Origin of the sequence: Paraburkholderia ginsengiterrae, from assembly GCF_001645125.1 — a bacterium.
Classification (GTDB): Bacteria; Pseudomonadota; Gammaproteobacteria; order Burkholderiales; family Burkholderiaceae; genus Paraburkholderia; species Paraburkholderia ginsengiterrae.
On sequence record NZ_LXKA01000065.1, the window covers coordinates 42,307 to 58,989 of the forward strand.

The following is a 16,683-nucleotide window of genomic DNA, read 5'->3' on the forward strand; positions in this document are numbered from 1 at the left end:
ACCATGTCGGCACCACGTGACACGCTTGTGGCGTTGGAGACGGGTGACGCGCATCTATGCGCGACGGGTCGTACCAATCAGGTGCAACCGACGCGCGGCGCGTAGTTTAACGGTTGCACCCGTTCGCTGCAGCGAAACTAAGGGTTCTCCCTAGCAAAAAATTCAGATGAACAGCAAGGTTTGTAAGCAACTTTTGCGCCCAGCGGCTGAAAATTCGTAAAGTTGGGGGTTGAGTGTTGACCTTCTCTCAAAATCGCCGTATAACGTTCGGGCAGGATTTCAAGCGGCGAGTGAATTGGTCTTTCGTAGTTCGCCCATCAACGGTACTCCGGTTGGTCCCATTACCCCCTTCCTTGATTTTCATGCACCCTCTGGGCTTCGGCCTTATTTACCATCTTTAGGAACAAGTAATATGGAAACCGGTACCGTCAAGTGGTTCAATGACGCAAAGGGCTTTGGCTTCATCACGCCGGACGGCGGCGGCGAAGATCTGTTCGCGCATTTCTCGGAAATCCGCACGGAAGGCTTCAAGACGCTGCAAGAAAACCAAAAGGTTACGTTTGAAGTGAAGACGGGCCCGAAGGGCAAGCAAGCTGCTAACATCAAGCCGGTGTAAGCAACACGCTTCCTTCTGGACGCAAAAAACCCCGCCTCGGCGGGGTTTTTTTATATCTATTGCGACTGAACATGGCGATTATCTTCGCGGCATGCGATGAGCCGAGTATGGGTTATCCAAACACCCGTCGCGCGTGAATACCGAGTCCTGTTGCAACACTCGCGAGACGGTCGCCAAATACCGCTTTGGCGTCGGGAAATGCCGCCGCCAGTGCCCCTGACAGAAACGCCAGACCGGTCGAGCCGCCGGTGAAATAAATCGCGTTGACGTCGCGCGGCGCCACACCGGCGGCTTGCACCGTATCGCGCGCCGCCTGCACGATGCGCAGCGTTTCGTCCTGCCCGGCCTTGATGAGCTGCACTTCGTCGAACGCGAGCCGCAGATCGTCTTCCACTGCGTCGAGATCGATGATGGTCTCGCCGCCCGCCGCCACGCCGATCTTGGCCTCTTCCGCGTGCGCTGCCAGCGCATGGCCCAGGCGCCGCTCCACGACGCGCATCAGGCGATCGTGATGCTTGAGCTCGGTGAACAGGTGCCGCATCAGCGCGAGTTCGCTGACACGCTTGGGCGAATAGACGGTGTTGATCAGGTGCCACGTCGCCAGATCGAAATAGATCCGGTTCGGAATCTCCCGGCCCTCGGGATCCAGCGCCTGGTAGCCGAGTTCGCGCAGAATCGTCGCCAGCTCGACGCGGCGGTCGAAGTCCGTGCCCGCGACGTGCACGCCGTGGTGGGCCAGCACGTCGTCCTTGCGCTCCACGCGCTTCATGCGCTGCGGGCCGACCCGCACCAGCGAAAAGTCCGAAGTACCACCGCCGATGTCGGCCACCAGCACGAGCCCCTCTTCCGTCAGATGCGACTCGTAGTCGAACGCGGCCGCGATCGGCTCATACTGGAAGTGAATCTCCTGCAGACCGACCGAACGCGCGGCAGCCTCGAGCTGCTGCTGCGCCATCTGATCGGCACGCGGGTCGTCGTCGACAAAAAACACCGGGCGGCCCAGCACGGCGCGATTGATCGGACCGCCGGCGCTTTTTTCGGCCGAGCGTTTGAGGTGATCGACAAAAATCGCGATCACGTCCGTGTATTTGATTGCGGAGCCGTCGCCCAGATCGGTCGAGTTTTCCGCGAGCGGCGAGCCGAGAATGCTCTTCATGGAGCGCATCAGGCGGCCGTCGAAACCGTCGATGTACGCTTCCAGCGCGGCTCGCCCGAATTCGCGGGTGTTTTCGTCGGTATTGAAAAAGACGGAAGTGGGCAGCGTCGTGTAGTTGCCTTCGACCGGCGCGAGCCTGAGCTGAGCGCCATCAGGAACGGCCACGGCCGAGTTGGAAGTACCGAAGTCAATCGCGCAATAGTTCATGGCAGGAATCGCCGCTCACGGCTGGCGCGGACAGAAAGGGGAGCGGCTTTGTATCACGAAAGCCCGATCAGCATCAACTAACGCTTTCGAGACGCCCGCAATCGCGCCAAAGCGCACTTCGGCGGAATGAAAATTGCTCATTTCGACAGGATACGCCGCCAATTTTCGGGATCGAGGAGACTTCACGCAATGAGCGCGCCGCCCACCGCTGCTGCCCACGAAAGAACAGCCACTGTACTCGAAACGGATCTGCCCGCGCGGCTCGACCGATTGCCCTGGGGCCGGTTTCACTCGCTGCTCGTGGTGGCGCTGGGCGTCACGTGGCTGCTCGACGGCCTGGAGGTCACGCTGGCCGGCGCGGTGGCAAGTGCGTTGAAATCGAGTCCGGCGCTGCGTTTCAGTAACGCCGATGTGGGTCTCGCCGGCAGCGCTTACATCGCGGGCGCGGTTCTGGGTGCATTGGTGTTCGGCTGGATGACCGACCGGCTCGGCCGCCGCAAGCTGTTCTTCATCACGCTTGCCGTCTATCTGGCGGCCACCGCGGCAACGGCCTTTTCGTGGAATCTGGCCAGCTTTCTGCTGTTTCGCTTCCTGACCGGCGCGGGCATAGGCGGCGAATACACGGCGATCAATTCCACGATCCAGGAGTTCACGCCAGCACGCGTGCGCGGCTGGACCGACCTGGGCATTAACGGCACGTTCTGGGTTGGCGCGGCGATTGGCGCCGCCGGCTCGCTGGTGCTGCTCGAACCGCATCTGCTGCCGGCGGACTGGGGCTGGCGCGCCTGCTTCTTCGTGGGCGCGGTGCTCGCGCTGGGCATCCTGCCGATGCGCATCTGGGTGCCCGAAAGCCCGCGCTGGCTGCTCACGCACGGCAACGAGCGCGACGCGCGCCAGATCGTCGAAGGCATCGAAACCCGCTTTCGCGGCGCAGGCCACGCACTTTCCGACCGCGACCTCCACCTGCTGCGTCTGCGCGCCCGCGGACATACGCCGCTGCGCGAGGTCTTCCACACACTGTTCAATGTGCACCGGCAGCGCGCGCTGGTCGGCCTGTCGCTAATGACCGCGCAGGCGTTCTTCTACAACGCGATCTTTTTCACCTATGCGCTGGTGCTCACCGATTTCTATCAGGTGCCGGGCGACCACATAGGCTGGTATCTGCTGCCCTTCGCACTCGGCAACTTCCTCGGACCGCTGCTGCTCGGCCGGCTCTTCGACGTGATCGGGCGGCGCAAGATGATCGCAACAACGTACGCGCTCTCCGGGATCCTGCTGACGCTGAGTGGCTACCTGTTCGAGCAGCAGATGCTCGACGTGGTGACGCAGACCATTGCGTGGATGGTGATTTTCTTCTTTGCGTCGGCGGCAGCCAGCTCGGCCTACCTGACGGTCAGCGAATCGTTTCCGTTGGAGATCCGTGCGCTGGCGATTGCTATTTTCTACGCGTTTGGCACGGCGCTCGGCGGCATCGCCGGCCCGGCGTTCTTCGGCAGGCTGATCGATACGCAGCAGCGCAGCGCGGTGTTCTCGGGCTACCTGGTCGGTTCGGGGCTGATGCTTGCGGCCGCGGTGATCGCGGCGATCTGGGGCGTGGACGCGGAACGCAAGCCGCTGGAGAGCGTCGCCGCGCCGCTGTCGAGCGTCGCGGACAGCGCGGAATAAAAAAACGCGCAGTCATTGCTGCGCGTTTTTGTTCACCGCAAGGACGGCGAATTGCTTAGAACGCCGCCTTCCAACCGCCGCCGTAGGCAATGTCTGCCAGCGGCAAACGCTGACGCACCGACTTCTCGCGTTCGCGCAACACCGGATCCAGCTTCTCGACGTCGCCGTAGTGGCCAAGCGAAATAATCGCGATCACTTCGACGTCGCTCGGCAGCTTGAACGCGGTGCGGAACGCATTCGGATCGAACCCGCTCATCTGGTGCGCGGCGAGGCCGAGCGCGTGAGCCTGCAGAACGAGCGACATGGCCGCGGCGCCCGCGTCGTACGCTGCGCAACGATTCACGTCGCCCTTGTTGGTGAGCGTATGCGTGGTCACCGCGATCAGCACCGGCGCCGGTGCATTCCACCCCTGGTTGAACGGCACCAGCGTGGCAAATGCCTGCTTGAACGACACTTCGTCGACGCTGCGGTCGAATACGAGGAACCGCCACGGCTGCGCGTTATACGACGACGGCGCCCAGCGTGCCGCTTCGAGCACCGACTGGAGATGCTCGCGGCTCACCGGCTTGCTCGAATACGCGCGCGGGCTCCAGCGGCCTGCAATCAGGTCGTGAATGGCAACTGCGGTAGGGGCGGGTTTGTTGGTCATGCGCTTCTCTCGGTCGAAATTCATGATCGACGGGCAACTGCCCGGGGCCACATAGAATAACCGGCCTTCGAAGAGCGCGTGCGCCAACACGCTGGCAGATTGTTTCATCGCCGGCCGCCATGGCAAAACGGCCCCCTACGGAGCCGTATTTCTGGCGCGCCCTGAACCGGCGCGCGTCCTTTATCGCGTTTTATACGGCTTGCGGTTCCGGCACCTTGGCGGGCCGGTTGATCCGCAGCACGATCACCGCGGCCACGAGGCACAGGCCGCCGGAAATCATCGAAGCGACCGTATAGGTGCCGAGGCTCGCCCGCAGCATGCCCGCGCCCAGCGCGGCGAACGCCGCGCCAAGCTGGTGGCCGGCCACCACCCAGCCGAACACCACCGGCGCCGACTCTTTGCCGAAGGCGTCCGTCGCCAGACGCACGGTAGGCGGCACCGTGGCGATCCAGTCGAGGCCGTAGAACACGGCGAACAGCGGCAGGCCAAAGAAGTCGATGCCGAACGCGTGCGGCAGATACATCAGCGACAAACCGCGCAGGCCGTAGTACCAGAACAGCAAGACCCGGCTATTGAAGCGATCCGACAGCCAGCCCGAGAGCGTCGTGCCGAACAGATCGAAGATACCCATAGCGGCGAGGAGCGACGCGCCCTGCACTTCCGTCATCCCATAGTCGCCGCACATCGCGATCAGATGGGTGCCGACATAGCCATTGGTGCTCGCGCCACAGATAAAGAAGCTGAAGAACAGCAGCCAGAAGTCGCGGGATTTGCTTGCCATGGCGAGCGTGCCGAAAGCAATGGCCAGCGGATTCTGTTTGGTGACGGTCGTGTTGAGCGGCGTGTCGTGCGGTTCGCCGTACGGGCGCAGATTCATGTCGGCCGGACGCTCCGGCAGCAGGAACGCCACCAGCGGAAGCACGACCGCGGCGGCGATCGCCACGACCCAAACGACCTGTCGCCAACCGAAGTGCTCGGCGATCGCCGCGAGCATCGGCAGGAATACCAGCTGGCCGGTGGCCGAACTGGCCGTGAGAATGCCCATGACCAGCCCGCGGTGCGTGGTGAACCAGCGCGTCACCACCGTCGCCGACAGCGACAGCGCCGCGACACCTGTCGAGCCCCCGACCATCACACCCCAGATCAGCACCATTTGCCACGGGTGGGTCATCAGCGAAGACAGCGCCACGCCCGCAGCCATCGTGCCGAGAGCGGCGAGCAGCGTCGGGCGTACGCCAAAGCGTTGCATGGCCGCCGCCGCAAACGGCCCCATCAGTCCGTAGAGGGCGATGTTCACGGAGATCGCGAGCGAGATCGTCGCGCGGCTCCAGCCGAATTGATGTTCCAGCGGCACCATCATCACGCTAGGCGTGGCGCGTGTGCCGGCCGCCGCCAGCAGTACCAGAAATACCACCGCGACGGTCAACCAGCCGTAGTGGAAGCGTCCGCCAATCAGTTTCGCTGCCCAGTTCATCGGTTCTCCAATCGACGCCATCCACATCGGTAGCGCCGCTCGCATTTTTACAGTTTCGGTAAAGGACTTGTGACTGATCTGTCACAATAGGTGTTGCGATATTAGTTACCGCTCGGTAACATGTCAAGGTATTAATCTGTCCGGGTGCCTATCCATGTCCAACAGTGAAGCTCCTAAATCGTCTGGCGCGCGGCGCACGCGCGGTGCACAGACGGCCGGACCGCAAGCGCAGGAGCATTTGCTGCGCGCCGCGGACGAACTGTTCTATCGCGAGGGCGTACGGGCCGTGGGCGTCGATGCGGTGGTCGAGCGCGCCGGCGTGAACAAGATGAGTTTGTACCGCCAGTTTTCGTCGAAAGACGAGCTGGTCATGGCTTATCTGGATAGCAAGGACGAGCAGTTTTTCCATTACGTCGAAAAGAGCTTCGCCAAACATCCCGGCGAGCCGGCTCGGCAACTCCAGCAATATATCGACGACCTCGCGGTGCGCGCGTCGGTTGACGACTATCGCGGCTGTCCTTTTGTGAACGTGTCGGTAGAGTTTCCGGACACGGCGCATCCCGCGAGGCAGTTCGTGTTTGGCAACAAGACACGCTTGATGGCACGGCTCACCGAGTTGACCACGGCGGCGGGCGCTGACGATCCAGAAGCGCTGGCCAATGCGCTTGGTTTGATCATCGAGGGCGTGTACGCCGCCAGCCAGACTTACGGTCCGGGGTGCGGGCCGATTCTCGCCGCGCCGAAAGTCGCCTCGCAGTTGATTGCGGCCGCCTGCGGCACGACTCCGGCGCCGTGAGTTTTCTGTCTGGCGGCTTCGGGTTCGCGCAGGTCGCGATGGGGTGCAGTTCCGCGCCGTTAGAATAGGACTTTATTCCCCGCGCTATCTGCCATGCCGCTGCCTGCCGAATCCCACGATGCCGTTGTCGACGTTACGCGTCACTGGCTGACCGAGGCCGTGATCGGACTCAACTTGTGTCCGTTCGCCAAGGCCGTGCACGTCAAGGGGCAGATCCGCTACGCCGTCAGCGACGCCGAGGACATGGAAGGTGTGCTTAGCGACCTCGAAACCGAGCTTCAGACGCTGGTCGCCGCCGATCCTCAAGCCGTGGATACGACGCTGCTGATCCTGCCGCGAGCACTCGGCGATTTTCTCGACTACAACGACTGCCTGTTTTTCGCCGATCGCATGCTCAAGCAGCTCCGGCTCGAGGGCGTGATTCAGATCGCCAGCTTTCATCCTCTTTATCAGTTTGAAGACAGCGAGCCTGACGATATCGAAAATTACACGAACCGCGCGCCTTATCCGATCCTGCATCTGCTGCGCGAGGACAGTATCGAACGGGCCGTCCAGGCGTTCCCCGAGGCGGAAGATATTTACGAGCGGAATCAGGAAACGCTTCGCCGAATTGGCCTTGCCGGCTGGAAAGCGTTGATGGAAAGATAATTCGAGCGGTGGCTCGTCCGCAGTGGCTCGTCACTAGCCACTGCGGGAGACAGATAAGACTAGCCAATCCGGCAAGCCGATCAGGCCGGCACAAAGAACCGTTCTTTCAGCTCTTCGATCCCGAGCGTTTCCATCACCTCGTTCAGGCGCTCGGCCGGACGGCGCCTCGGCAGATCCTTGTACTGGGCAATGATGAGTTCATTCTTCATGGAATGCTCCCACCCCACCAGCTCAGTCACGCTGACCTGATAGCCGTGCGCTTCGAGCTGCAAACACCGCAGCACGTTCGTGATCTGGCTGCCGAATTCCCGCGTATGCAACGGATGCCGCCAGATCTCCGTCAATGCATTCCCCAGCGACTTGCCCTTGTTCTGCTTCAACACCCCGGCCACCTCGGCCTGACAGCACGGCACGACGACGATGTACTTCGCCTTCTTTTCCAGAGCGAAGCGCAGCGCGTCGTCGGTTGCCGTATTGCAGGCATGCAGCGCCGTCACGATGTCGATCCGCTCAGGCAAGCGCTCCGACGTAATGGACTCCGCCACTGACAGGTTCAGGAACGACATGCCCTTAAAACCCAGCCGGGCAGCCAGTTCCTCGGACTTCGCGACGAGCTCCTCGCGCGTTTCGATGCCGTAAATGTGCGAAGCACCACCCGCTGCGGCCTGAACTTCCTTGAAGAAAAGGTCATACAGGATAAAACCTAGATATGACTTGCCCGCCCCATGGTCGACGAGCGTGACGGCGCCCTGCTTGTCCTGGAGATCCTTGAGCAGCGGCTCGATGAACTGGAACAGGTGGTAGACCTGCTTCAGCTTGCGCCGGCTGTCCTGGTTCATCTTGCCGTCGCGGGTGAGGATGTGAAGCTCCTTCAACAGCTCGACGGATTGGTTAGGACGGATTTCGTGGGTTTTGCTGGACATCGGGGAAGGCCGCCACCTTTTGCAACGCGAACGTGCGACAGGTGACGGAAAAAGGGAAAAGTTGCTGCCAGTTTACCCAAAGTGCGGCCGACTTACCGAGGGACCGTGCAAACCATGCAAGAAATGACATAAACCTGGAACACTTCCTGCAAGACATGCACCACGCGGGATTTATCCAGAGTGGCGCAAAGACAGCTTGAGTGGCGGCTCGGCCCCAGTGGCATAAGCCGTGCCACCTAAAACAAGACGCTGGCGACTGTGGCTTCGATCACGCGAACCGAGTGCATGTGGGGAGGACGGTCCCGGAACACGGGCCGAACGTTACGTAACCAGCAGCGCGCCGAGACATCAACCGGACGCGCGCCTGGAAAATAGAAGAGGCAGCAATGGATACCGTACCCAACGGAAACGTCGAACAGAAATTTCAGGAAATGATGGCGAAGTTGCTGGCCACCCCAGCCTGGTCCGAGAAGCAGCAACTCGAACTGGAAATGGCCCGCGATATTTCCACCGAAATGCTCCGTCTGGCCGAAGTCATGCGCGATGGCAGTGTCGACATGGAAACCTGTCTCACCATGCTCAAGTACGCCAAAGTGCTCGACTTTGTCATGACCACGCTCGCATCGCGGCGCGACATCAAACCACAAACGCTGCGAGTCATCTTCAAACTAGCCGGACTCAAGGTGGACGAGGCTTACCCCGGCTAGCACACCCCGAAAAACGTAACGCCCTGTGCGGGCGGCCAGGTGCCGCTCGCACAGGCCGGCGCGAACCGTCTCAATCCCCGGAAGACGACTTCTCATGCGCGCGGCGCTTCGGCCGGCGGCGTACCGTCATGAAACAGGGCCTTGAGTTGCGAGCGCAGTTCCGGTGAATCGGTATGTTTATGCACGGAAACCGCGTGTTGCACGGCTGCGTCGAGCAATTCGCTCTCGGTGTCGGCGGATAGCGCCACGGTGCAGTTCATTTCGCTTGGGAACTCACGACAATCGATGTATTTGCGGGTCATGGCTGCCTCCTTGATCCAGACGTTCAGACATCCACGCAGACAGCAGGCGCCTGAACCACGTCGACGGCCGTGACGCGGCGGCGGAAATACACTCCGGCAGCGTCACGGGGCACATAGGTAGTGTGGTGGTTCGACGCGGGAAAGACGCGAACTGCGTCCGATGGAAGCTGTTCGAAAAGTATAGTTCGCACGGGTCAAGAGCGACGAGGCCAACGCATGCGCGGCCAATGCGGAACCGCCCGAGTTCTGTTTTTTTCCGCCCGCCGGCCCGCCCGCGCGTTTGCCCTGCGCTCCTCGCAGTGTGAAAATAGCGCCCTTCGCGCCGCCTGATTGCACGGTCAGCCTGGCGTGCCGCCGCTTCCGCTCATCCGCAGGTCCGCATGTCATCCTCATTCGATTCCGCCTGCGTCGCCGTGATCGGCGGCGGTCCTGCCGGCCTGATGGCCGCGGAGGCCCTCGCCCAGCAGGGCGTGCAGGTCGACGTCTATGACGCCATGCCGTCGGTTGGCCGCAAATTCCTGATGGCGGGCAAAGGCGGCATGAACATCACGCATTCGGAACCGCTCGAGCCGTTTCTCGGCCGCTATGGCGCGCGCCGCCCGCAGATCGCGCCTCTGCTGGACGCGTTCAGTCCTGACGACCTGCGCGCGTGGTGCCACGGACTGGGGGTGGATACTTTTGTCGGCAGTTCGGGACGGGTGTTTCCCACCGACATGAAAGCCGCGCCCATGCTGCGTGCGTGGCTGCATCGGCTGAGAGAAGCCGGGGTGCGTTTTCACATGCGCCACAAGTGGACCGGCTGGGACACCGAAGCAGAGCGCACCGCCACGCATGCACTCCGGTTCGTCACGCCCGAAGGCGAGCTTGCCGTGACCTGCGACGCCGTGGTGTTCGCCCTTGGCGGCGCCAGCTGGCCGCGCCTCGGCTCGGATGCCGCGTGGGTGCCGCTGATGGCGTCGCGCGAGGTGCCGGTGACGCCCCTGCAACCCGCGAACTGCGGCTTCGACGCGGACTGGAGCCCTTATCTGCGTGAGCGCTTCGCGGGCCAGCCGGTCAAGCCGGTAGCCATTACGCTCACCGATGTAGACAAAAAAGTCCACAATCGACAAGGTGAAATACTTCTGACCGAAACCGGCCTGGAAGGGAGTCTGATATACGCGATGTCGGCCGTCATCCGTGAGCAGATTGCGGCCGGCGGTGACTGCACGATCTCGCTGGATCTCGCGCCAGGCTTGCCTCTCGAACGGGTCGTCGATGAGGTCACACGACCGCGCGGCTCGCGTTCGATGTCGAGTCATCTGCACGGCAGAATCGGCATTGGCGGCGTCAAACTCGCTTTGTTGCACGAGATTCTGTCGAAGGAAGCCTTCGCCGACGCGCGAGGACTCGCGCACGCCATCAAGGCACTGCCGATCCGGCTCAAGCGCGCCCGTCCGATTGCGGAAGCGATCAGCACCGCCGGCGGGATCCCCTTCGAAGCGCTCGACGAGCATTTGATGATCGAGCATGTGCCCGGCGTCTTCTGCGCGGGAGAGATGCTCGACTGGGAAGCGCCGACGGGCGGCTACCTGCTCACGGCGTGTTTCGCCAGCGGCCTCGTGGCGGGCCGCGGCGCAGCGGACTATCTCGACAAGGTCAAGGCGCGCGGCGCCTCGACCTGACGCGGCACAACACTTCGCTCGAATTAGCGCGCCTTGAGACGCCACAGCGACGTCACTTCGGCCATGCGCGCCGTGTGCAGCGCATCGGTTTCGTCGCTTGACTTGGGGTGCCGCGGACGAATGTCCTCGCGGCCCACCACGCTCAGCCCAGCCTTCTCAATCGCGTCGAGCAGCCATTCCCGCGTGCGCAAGCCGAGGTGCTCAGCGAAGTCGGACATGATCAGCCAGCCCTCGCCACCCGGCGACAGATGCTCCGCCAGGCCGTTCAGGAACCCGAGCAGCATGCGGCTGTCCGGATCGTAGACCGCGTATTCGATCGGCGAAGCGGGCCTGGCCGGCACCCACGGCGGATTGCAAACGACGAGCGGCGCACGACCCTCCGGAAACAGATTCGCTTGCATGATCTCGACCTGCTGGTTGCAACCCAGCCGAGTGATGTTCTCTTGTGCACAGGCAAGCGCACGCGGGTCCTGGTCGGTTGCGACGATTTTCTTCACGCCGCGTCTCGCGAGCAGCACGGACAAGACACCCGTGCCGGTGCCGATATCGAACGCCTTGTTCAGCGAGGGCAACGGCATATTCGCGACGAGGTCCACATATTCGCCGCGCACGGGTGAAAACACGCCGTAGTGCGGATGGATACGCTCGCCCAGCACGGGAATCTCAACGCCCTTCTTGCGCCACTCGTGCGCGCCGATCAGGCCGAGCAGTTCGCGCAGTGACACGACCGAGGCCTCACCGGTCGCCGGTCCATAGGTTTCGATGCAAGCCTCGCGCACCTCGGGCCCGCGGCGCAGCGGCACACCGTACTCGGCGTCGAGAGGGATCAGGATCATGCCGAGCGTGCGGGCGCGCTGCGACTGCGCCTGCCGGTGCAGGTTGAACGCGTCCAGCGGTGTTTCGCCCTGTTTGCGCGGCTTGCGCTCCAGCCGTCGCGTCACCGCCTGCAACAGTTGGCGAGCGTTCTGGAAGTCGCCGTTCCACAGTAGCGCCGTCCCTTCGCAAGCAAGGCGGTAGGCCGAGTCGGCAGTAGTGCGGTCATCCGCGACGACGACGCGCTTGGGGGGCGGCACGGCCGCTTCGGAGCGCCAACGCGCGGTGCGGGGACCGTCGGCTTCGGGCCAGGTGATGGTTGCAGGGCTGGTCATGATGAGGTGGGTCGAGTTGGCGGAAATGACGCGCTGAAAGGCTGCGGTGTCGGGGGCGTTGCCCGCCGGAGTACTGGATAGCGTTGCCGACTGACGCCCGAATGTTACCTCTGTCGTCAGGGTTCGCGGGGCGCTATTCGTTGGTGAACCATTGGCTAACGCCGGTGAAACCGCCAAGCGGCGGGGCTTTCACCGTTCCCGGAGGCCGCACCGTAGACTTAATTGTCCAAAATCGACAAGGTGAAAGAGATATGGTGATTTTGGACCGTTCCGCGCCTCACCGATACGGCACCCAAGCGGCCCGTCCTGCGGCCCGCCAGCGCGACTTCGCGGTGAATCGCGCGCAATAAAAAACGGGGTTCCTGAATGAACAGAAACCCCGTTTCGTACAACTGGTGCCGGCTGCAGGACTCGAACCCGCCACCTCATGATTACAAGTCAAGCGCTCTACCTGATGAGCTAAGCCGGCATTGAGGCCGTGATTCTACTTCATTTTACGATCTTGAGGCGAGCCCTTCCGCCACCTTTCGATCCGTCGTCGTCAGGTTGCGGGCCGTCCGTCGCGCTCTCCGCCTCGGCAGCGGCTGCCGGCGACGTTTCGACCGCACGCGGCGCTGCCGGACTGGGCTCGTCCGCCGGTTCCGCATCGGCGCCCGAATCCTGCGCTTCGCCGCCCGCCGACTCGACGGGAAATGCCATCCCCTGGCCGTTTTCTCGCGCGTAGATCGCAAGAACGTTGGCGATCGGCACTTCGATCTTGTGCGACTTGCCGGAGAAACGCGCGCTGAACTCGATCCACTCATTGCCCATCTGCAGCTGGCTGGTCGCCTCGAAGCTGATGTTCAACACAATCTCGTTATCGCGCACGAACTGGCGCGGAACGCGCGTCTGATTGTCGACCCGCACCGCGATATGCGGCGTATAGCCGTTATCCGTGCACCACTCGTACAACGCGCGCAGCAGATACGGCTTGGTGGAAATCTCTTGCATCAACAGTCCTCTTACCGGGCGCGGGCCCGCGCCCAGCCAGCCGCGCGGCGCCCTCACCCCAAGCCAAACTTAACGGCGCATGACCTTTTCCGAAGGCGTCAGCGCTTCGATATACGCCGGGCGGCTGAAAATTCGCTCGGCGTACTTCATCAGCGGCGCGGCGTTCTTCGACAGTTCGATGCCGTAGTGATCCAGACGCCACAGCAGCGGCGCGATCGCCACGTCGAGCATCGAAAACTCTTCGCCCAGCATGTACTTGTTCTTCAGGAAGATCGGCGCGAGCTGCGTCAGACGATCGCGGATCGCGAGACGCGCTTTCTCGTGATTCTTCTCGGCGGCCTTGCCCTTTTCGTTTTCGAGCGTGCCGACGTGAACGAACAGTTCCTTTTCGAAGTTCAGCAGGAACAGGCGGGCGCGCGCACGCTGGACCGGATCGGCCGGCATCAGTTGCGGGTGCGGGAAGCGCTCGTCGATGTACTCGTTGATGATGTTCGATTCGTACAGAATCAGGTCCCGTTCGACGAGAATCGGCACTTGACCATACGGATTCATCACGGCGATGTCTTCCGGCTTGTTAAACAGGTCGACGTCGCGGATTTCGAAGTCCATGCCCTTTTCGAACAACACCAGCCGGCATCGCTGGGAGAACGGGCAAGTTGTGCCGGAATACAGAACCATCATGTTTACGTTTCCTCAAAAAGCTGAAGGGCCAGCGCGCGGAAAAACCGTTCAGCAGGTTTTTCCTGGCGCCGGCCCCACGCCGGGTGACGGCGTGATTATTTGATATGTTTCCAGTACGCGGCGTTCAGTCGCCAGGCGAAAAAGCTCAGAATGCCGAGGAACATCAGCACCCACACACCAAGCTGTTTGCGGGTTTTCTGAGTCGGTTCGGACATCCATGACAGGTACGACACGAGGTCGGCCACAGCAGAATCATAATCTACCGGCGACATCGTTCCCGGAGTGACCTGCTGGTAGCCGACAAATTTGTGTACCGTCTCACCTGTTTTTTCGTCGGTTTCGTCACCGAACTTCGCCGTACGTTCCCCTTGAAGCTGCCACAGCACGTGAGGCATGCTCACGTTTTCGTATACCAGATTGTTCCAGCCGGTCGGCCGCGTATTGTCGCGATAAAAGCTGCGCAGATACGTGTACAGCCAGTCCTTGCCGCGAGCCCGCGCTTCCACCGACAAATCCGGCGGACTCGCGCCGAACCACGCTTTCGCGTCGTCCGGGCGCATCGCGACCGTCATGGTGTTGCCGATCTTGTCGGTCGTGAACAGCAGGTTCGCCTGAATTTCAGCCGGTTTGATGCCGAGATCGGTCAGCCGGTTGTAGCGCATCAGGCTCGCGCTGTGGCAATTCAGGCAGTAGTTTACAAACAATTGCGCGCCGTGCTGCAAAGACGCGAAATTCTCCGCATTATCCGGCGCGCGGTCGAGCGGGAAATTCTCGTCCGCGTAAGCCGGGGTTGCCAGCATGGCGAGCAGTGCCGCGCCGATCAACGCGCACTTCGTCAGCAGTTTTTTCATTTCGTGTTCTCCTGGCTCGCGATTAATGAGGCTTGAACCGCACCCGCTCGGGCGGCTGCTTGAACTTGCCAAGCCGCGTCCAGAACGGCATGCCGAGGAAAAACGCGAAGTAAATCAGCGCGCAGATCTGGGCGATCAGCGTGGCCGCCGGCGACGGCGGCTTGGTGCCGAGAAAGCCCAGTGTCAGGAACGCCAGCACGAAGATCCCGTAGAACACCTTGTGAAAGAACGGCCGGTAGCGGATCGACTTGACCGGCGAACGATCGAGCCACGGCAGGAAGAACAGCGAAATCACCGCGCCGCCCATCACCACCACGCCCCAGAACTTCGATTCGGTGAGCGCCATCGCCAGAATCACCAGCACCGCGAGCACTGGCAGGCCGAGCTTCCACTTGCCGCGCGCGCGCACCAGGGCGAGCAGGCCGAGCAGCGCGATCACGATCATCAGGACAATCTTGAACGGATCGGTCGTGGCGCGCAGCATCGCGTAAAAGGCCGTGAAGTACCAGACCGGCGCGATTTCGGGCGGGGTTTGCAGCGGATTGGCGGGGATGAAGTTGTTCGCTTCAAGGAAGTACCCGCCCATTTCCGGCGCGAAAAAGATAATCGCGGCGAAAATCAGCATGAACACCGACACGCCCATGAAGTCGTGCACGGAGTAGTACGGATGGAACGGAATGCCGTCGAGCGGAATGCCATCCGGATCCTTTTTCGCCTTGATCTCGATGCCGTCCGGGTTGTTCGAGCCCACTTCGTGCAGCGCCACCAGGTGGGCCACCACCAGGGCGAGCAGCACCAGCGGAATCGCGATCACGTGAAACGCGAAGAAGCGGTTGAGCGTGACGTCCGAGACCACGTAGTCGCCGCGAATCCACAGCGACAGATCCGGCCCGATGAACGGAATCGCCGAGAACAGATTCACGATCACCTGCGCGCCCCAGAACGACATCTGGCCCCACGGCAGCAGATAACCGAAGAACGCCTCGGCCATCAGGCACAGGAAAATCGCGCAGCCGAAGATCCACACCAGCTCGCGCGGCTTGCGGTACGAGCCGTACATCAGCCCGCGGAACATATGCAGATACACGACCACGAAAAACATCGACGCGCCCGTGGAGTGCATATAGCGGATCAGCCAGCCCCAAGGCACTTCGCGCATGATGTACTCGACCGACGAGAACGCGAGCGTCGCGTCGGGCTTGTAGTTCATGGTGAGGAAAATGCCGGTGACGATCTGGTTGACCAGCACCAGCAGCGCGAGCGAACCGAAGAAGTACCAGAAGTTGAAGTTCTTCGGCGCGTAGTACTCGGAAACGTGCTTCTTCCACGTGGACGTCATGGGGAAGCGCCGGTCGATCCAGCCGGTCAGCCCCGTCGTCTCAACTTCGTGTTCGATCGCCATTACGCTTCTCCTTTCTCGTCCTTGCCGATCACGAGGCCGGTGGCCGACGTGAACATGTAGGGCGGGATGTCGAGGTTCTGCGGCGCAGGTTTGTTCTTGAAGACGCGGCCGGCCATGTCATAGGTCGAACCGTGGCACGGGCACAGGAAGCCGCCTGGCCAGTCGTCCGGAAGATTGGGCTGCGCGCCCTCCTGGAAGCGCGGCGTCGGCGTGCAGCCCAAATGGGTGCACACGGCGACGGCGACGAAAAGATTCTTGTGGTCGGTACGTGAACGGAATTCGTTGTTGCAGTACTCGGGCAACGGCATCGAAAAAGGATTCGTGCTGTGGGGGTCCGCGACTTCGTTATCGGCTTTCTGGACGTCGGCGAGCATTTTGTCGGTGCGGTTGATGATCCACACCGGTTTACCGCGCCAGGCAACGGTCTTCATGTCGCCGGGCTTGAGATCACTGATATCGACTTCGACCGGGGCACCTGCTGCCTTGGCCTTTTCAGATGGTGCAAACGAACTAACAAAGGGTACGACAGTGGCAACGCCTCCTATGCCACCTGCTACGGTCGTCGCTATCAGCCAGGTACGGCGGCTGCCGTCGACGCGTTCATCTTCCTTGTCTCGCATTACACGCCCCACTTCTGAGTTGGATTTTTCCTTCACGTCGCTTCTACCGCCGCTAGTTTGCGCGAATGGAGTCGCCATTTACAAGGGCCGAGCACCAAAAACCGTGCGAAGCCCTTGATAAATCAGGGTATCTCCGTACGGATCGCAAACTTTTTTGCACCTCCTTTTAAGCAACCTTTCCGTTATT

Annotated in this window: 17 protein-coding genes and 1 tRNA gene; 6 read left to right on the forward strand and 12 right to left on the reverse strand. The window is 61.7% G+C overall.

Annotated elements, in window-relative coordinates; translation table 11 throughout:
• Positions 1–412 precede the first annotated feature (412 nt).
• Positions 413–616: a cold-shock protein gene (locus tag A6V37_RS04565; protein WP_007180251.1), complete on the forward strand. Its 204-nt coding sequence runs from the start codon at positions 413–415 to the stop codon at positions 614–616.
• A 112-nt stretch (positions 617–728) separates the two neighbouring features.
• Here A6V37_RS04565 and A6V37_RS04570 read toward each other — a convergent pair whose 3' ends face one another.
• Positions 729–1,979, reverse strand: coding sequence for an Hsp70 family protein (locus tag A6V37_RS04570; RefSeq protein WP_064267544.1), 1,251 nt, complete (start codon positions 1,977–1,979; stop codon positions 729–731).
• A gap of 189 nt (positions 1,980–2,168) precedes the next feature.
• Between A6V37_RS04570 and A6V37_RS04575 the strand changes: the two genes are divergently transcribed.
• On the forward strand, positions 2,169–3,644 hold the full coding sequence (locus A6V37_RS04575; protein WP_064285813.1) for an MFS transporter: 1,476 nt from the start codon (positions 2,169–2,171) through the stop codon (positions 3,642–3,644).
• A 55-nt stretch (positions 3,645–3,699) separates the two neighbouring features.
• Here A6V37_RS04575 and A6V37_RS04580 read toward each other — a convergent pair whose 3' ends face one another.
• A complete protein-coding gene (locus A6V37_RS04580; RefSeq protein ID WP_207547616.1) occupies positions 3,700–4,293 on the reverse strand; it encodes a nitroreductase family protein in 594 nt (197 codons plus the stop codon).
• A 190-nt stretch (positions 4,294–4,483) separates the two neighbouring features.
• The gene (locus tag A6V37_RS04585) at positions 4,484–5,767 is read right to left on the reverse strand and encodes an MFS transporter (protein WP_064267590.1); all 1,284 of its coding nucleotides are present in this window, start codon (positions 5,765–5,767) and stop codon (positions 4,484–4,486) included.
• A gap of 154 nt (positions 5,768–5,921) precedes the next feature.
• Between A6V37_RS04585 and A6V37_RS04590 the strand changes: the two genes are divergently transcribed.
• Both A6V37_RS04590 and A6V37_RS04595 read left to right on the forward strand, forming a co-directional pair.
• Positions 5,922–6,563 (forward strand): TetR/AcrR family transcriptional regulator, encoded by a 642-nt coding sequence (locus A6V37_RS04590; protein WP_064267542.1) that lies wholly within the window; start codon positions 5,922–5,924, stop codon positions 6,561–6,563.
• A gap of 93 nt (positions 6,564–6,656) precedes the next feature.
• Positions 6,657–7,211 (forward strand): DUF1415 domain-containing protein, encoded by a 555-nt coding sequence (locus tag A6V37_RS04595; protein ID WP_064267541.1) that lies wholly within the window; start codon positions 6,657–6,659, stop codon positions 7,209–7,211.
• 80 nt (positions 7,212–7,291) lie between these two features.
• Here the strand turns inward: A6V37_RS04595 and A6V37_RS04600 are convergent, their stop codons facing one another.
• Positions 7,292–8,134 (reverse strand): class I SAM-dependent methyltransferase, encoded by an 843-nt coding sequence (locus A6V37_RS04600; protein ID WP_064267540.1) that lies wholly within the window; start codon positions 8,132–8,134, stop codon positions 7,292–7,294.
• A gap of 386 nt (positions 8,135–8,520) precedes the next feature.
• Between A6V37_RS04600 and A6V37_RS04605 the strand changes: the two genes are divergently transcribed.
• Positions 8,521–8,841: a type II toxin-antitoxin system HicA family toxin gene (locus tag A6V37_RS04605; protein WP_064267539.1), complete on the forward strand. Its 321-nt coding sequence runs from the start codon at positions 8,521–8,523 to the stop codon at positions 8,839–8,841.
• A 92-nt stretch (positions 8,842–8,933) separates the two neighbouring features.
• Here A6V37_RS04605 and A6V37_RS04610 read toward each other — a convergent pair whose 3' ends face one another.
• A complete protein-coding gene (locus A6V37_RS04610) occupies positions 8,934–9,143 on the reverse strand; it encodes a DUF1059 domain-containing protein (protein ID WP_064267538.1) in 210 nt (69 codons plus the stop codon).
• 380 nt (positions 9,144–9,523) lie between these two features.
• Here A6V37_RS04610 and A6V37_RS04615 point away from each other — a divergent pair, with 380 nt between their 5' ends.
• Entirely contained in the window at positions 9,524–10,804 is a 1,281-nt protein-coding gene (locus tag A6V37_RS04615; protein ID WP_064267537.1) for a TIGR03862 family flavoprotein, read from the forward strand.
• Between the two features lie 23 nt (positions 10,805–10,827).
• On the opposite strand, the gene A6V37_RS04620 is transcribed toward A6V37_RS04615, so the two are convergent.
• From A6V37_RS04620 to petA, 7 genes are all read right to left on the reverse strand, one after another.
• Positions 10,828–11,952, reverse strand: a complete 1,125-nt coding sequence (locus A6V37_RS04620; RefSeq protein ID WP_064267536.1) for a 50S ribosomal protein L11 methyltransferase — start codon at positions 11,950–11,952, stop codon at positions 10,828–10,830.
• 393 nt (positions 11,953–12,345) lie between these two features.
• Positions 12,346–12,421 (reverse strand) — tRNA-Thr (locus tag A6V37_RS04625).
• A 20-nt stretch (positions 12,422–12,441) separates the two neighbouring features.
• On the reverse strand, positions 12,442–12,942 hold the full coding sequence (locus tag A6V37_RS04630) for a ClpXP protease specificity-enhancing factor (protein ID WP_064267535.1): 501 nt from the start codon (positions 12,940–12,942) through the stop codon (positions 12,442–12,444).
• Positions 12,943–13,011: 69 nt separating this feature from the next.
• Positions 13,012–13,623: a glutathione S-transferase N-terminal domain-containing protein gene (locus A6V37_RS04635; protein ID WP_006052302.1), complete on the reverse strand. Its 612-nt coding sequence runs from the start codon at positions 13,621–13,623 to the stop codon at positions 13,012–13,014.
• Between the two features lie 95 nt (positions 13,624–13,718).
• Positions 13,719–14,474 carry a cytochrome c1 gene (locus A6V37_RS04640; RefSeq protein ID WP_064267534.1) on the reverse strand — a complete coding sequence of 252 codons (756 nt, stop codon included), beginning with the start codon at positions 14,472–14,474 and terminating at the stop codon, positions 13,719–13,721.
• A 22-nt stretch (positions 14,475–14,496) separates the two neighbouring features.
• Positions 14,497–15,876: a cytochrome b gene (locus A6V37_RS04645; protein ID WP_064267533.1), complete on the reverse strand. Its 1,380-nt coding sequence runs from the start codon at positions 15,874–15,876 to the stop codon at positions 14,497–14,499.
• A complete protein-coding gene (gene petA, locus A6V37_RS04650) occupies positions 15,876–16,496 on the reverse strand; it encodes a ubiquinol-cytochrome c reductase iron-sulfur subunit (RefSeq protein ID WP_064267532.1) in 621 nt (206 codons plus the stop codon). Before petA ends, A6V37_RS04645 begins: the two co-directional genes overlap by 1 nt.
• Between the last annotated feature and the right edge of the window lie 187 nt (positions 16,497–16,683).

Bases quoted from the DNA above. Each gene is read 5' to 3' on its own strand.
- A6V37_RS04565 (WP_007180251.1), top strand. From the start codon at position 413: ATGGAAACCGGTACCGTCAAGTGGTTCAATGACGCAAAGGGCTTTGGC.
- A6V37_RS04570 (WP_064267544.1), bottom strand. From the start codon at position 1,979: ATGAACTATTGCGCGATTGACTTCGGTACTTCCAACTCGGCCGTGGCC.
- A6V37_RS04575 (WP_064285813.1), top strand. From the start codon at position 2,169: ATGAGCGCGCCGCCCACCGCTGCTGCCCACGAAAGAACAGCCACTGTA.
- A6V37_RS04580 (WP_207547616.1), bottom strand. From the start codon at position 4,293: ATGACCAACAAACCCGCCCCTACCGCAGTTGCCATTCACGACCTGATT.
- A6V37_RS04585 (WP_064267590.1), bottom strand. From the start codon at position 5,767: ATGAACTGGGCAGCGAAACTGATTGGCGGACGCTTCCACTACGGCTGG.
- A6V37_RS04590 (WP_064267542.1), top strand. From the start codon at position 5,922: ATGTCCAACAGTGAAGCTCCTAAATCGTCTGGCGCGCGGCGCACGCGC.
- A6V37_RS04595 (WP_064267541.1), top strand. From the start codon at position 6,657: ATGCCGCTGCCTGCCGAATCCCACGATGCCGTTGTCGACGTTACGCGT.
- A6V37_RS04600 (WP_064267540.1), bottom strand. From the start codon at position 8,134: ATGTCCAGCAAAACCCACGAAATCCGTCCTAACCAATCCGTCGAGCTG.
- A6V37_RS04605 (WP_064267539.1), top strand. From the start codon at position 8,521: ATGGATACCGTACCCAACGGAAACGTCGAACAGAAATTTCAGGAAATG.
- A6V37_RS04610 (WP_064267538.1), bottom strand. From the start codon at position 9,143: ATGACCCGCAAATACATCGATTGTCGTGAGTTCCCAAGCGAAATGAAC.
- A6V37_RS04615 (WP_064267537.1), top strand. From the start codon at position 9,524: ATGTCATCCTCATTCGATTCCGCCTGCGTCGCCGTGATCGGCGGCGGT.
- A6V37_RS04620 (WP_064267536.1), bottom strand. From the start codon at position 11,952: ATGACCAGCCCTGCAACCATCACCTGGCCCGAAGCCGACGGTCCCCGC.
- A6V37_RS04630 (WP_064267535.1), bottom strand. From the start codon at position 12,942: ATGCAAGAGATTTCCACCAAGCCGTATCTGCTGCGCGCGTTGTACGAG.
- A6V37_RS04635 (WP_006052302.1), bottom strand. From the start codon at position 13,623: ATGATGGTTCTGTATTCCGGCACAACTTGCCCGTTCTCCCAGCGATGC.
- A6V37_RS04640 (WP_064267534.1), bottom strand. From the start codon at position 14,474: ATGAAAAAACTGCTGACGAAGTGCGCGTTGATCGGCGCGGCACTGCTC.
- A6V37_RS04645 (WP_064267533.1), bottom strand. From the start codon at position 15,876: ATGGCGATCGAACACGAAGTTGAGACGACGGGGCTGACCGGCTGGATC.
- petA (WP_064267532.1), bottom strand. From the start codon at position 16,496: ATGCGAGACAAGGAAGATGAACGCGTCGACGGCAGCCGCCGTACCTGG.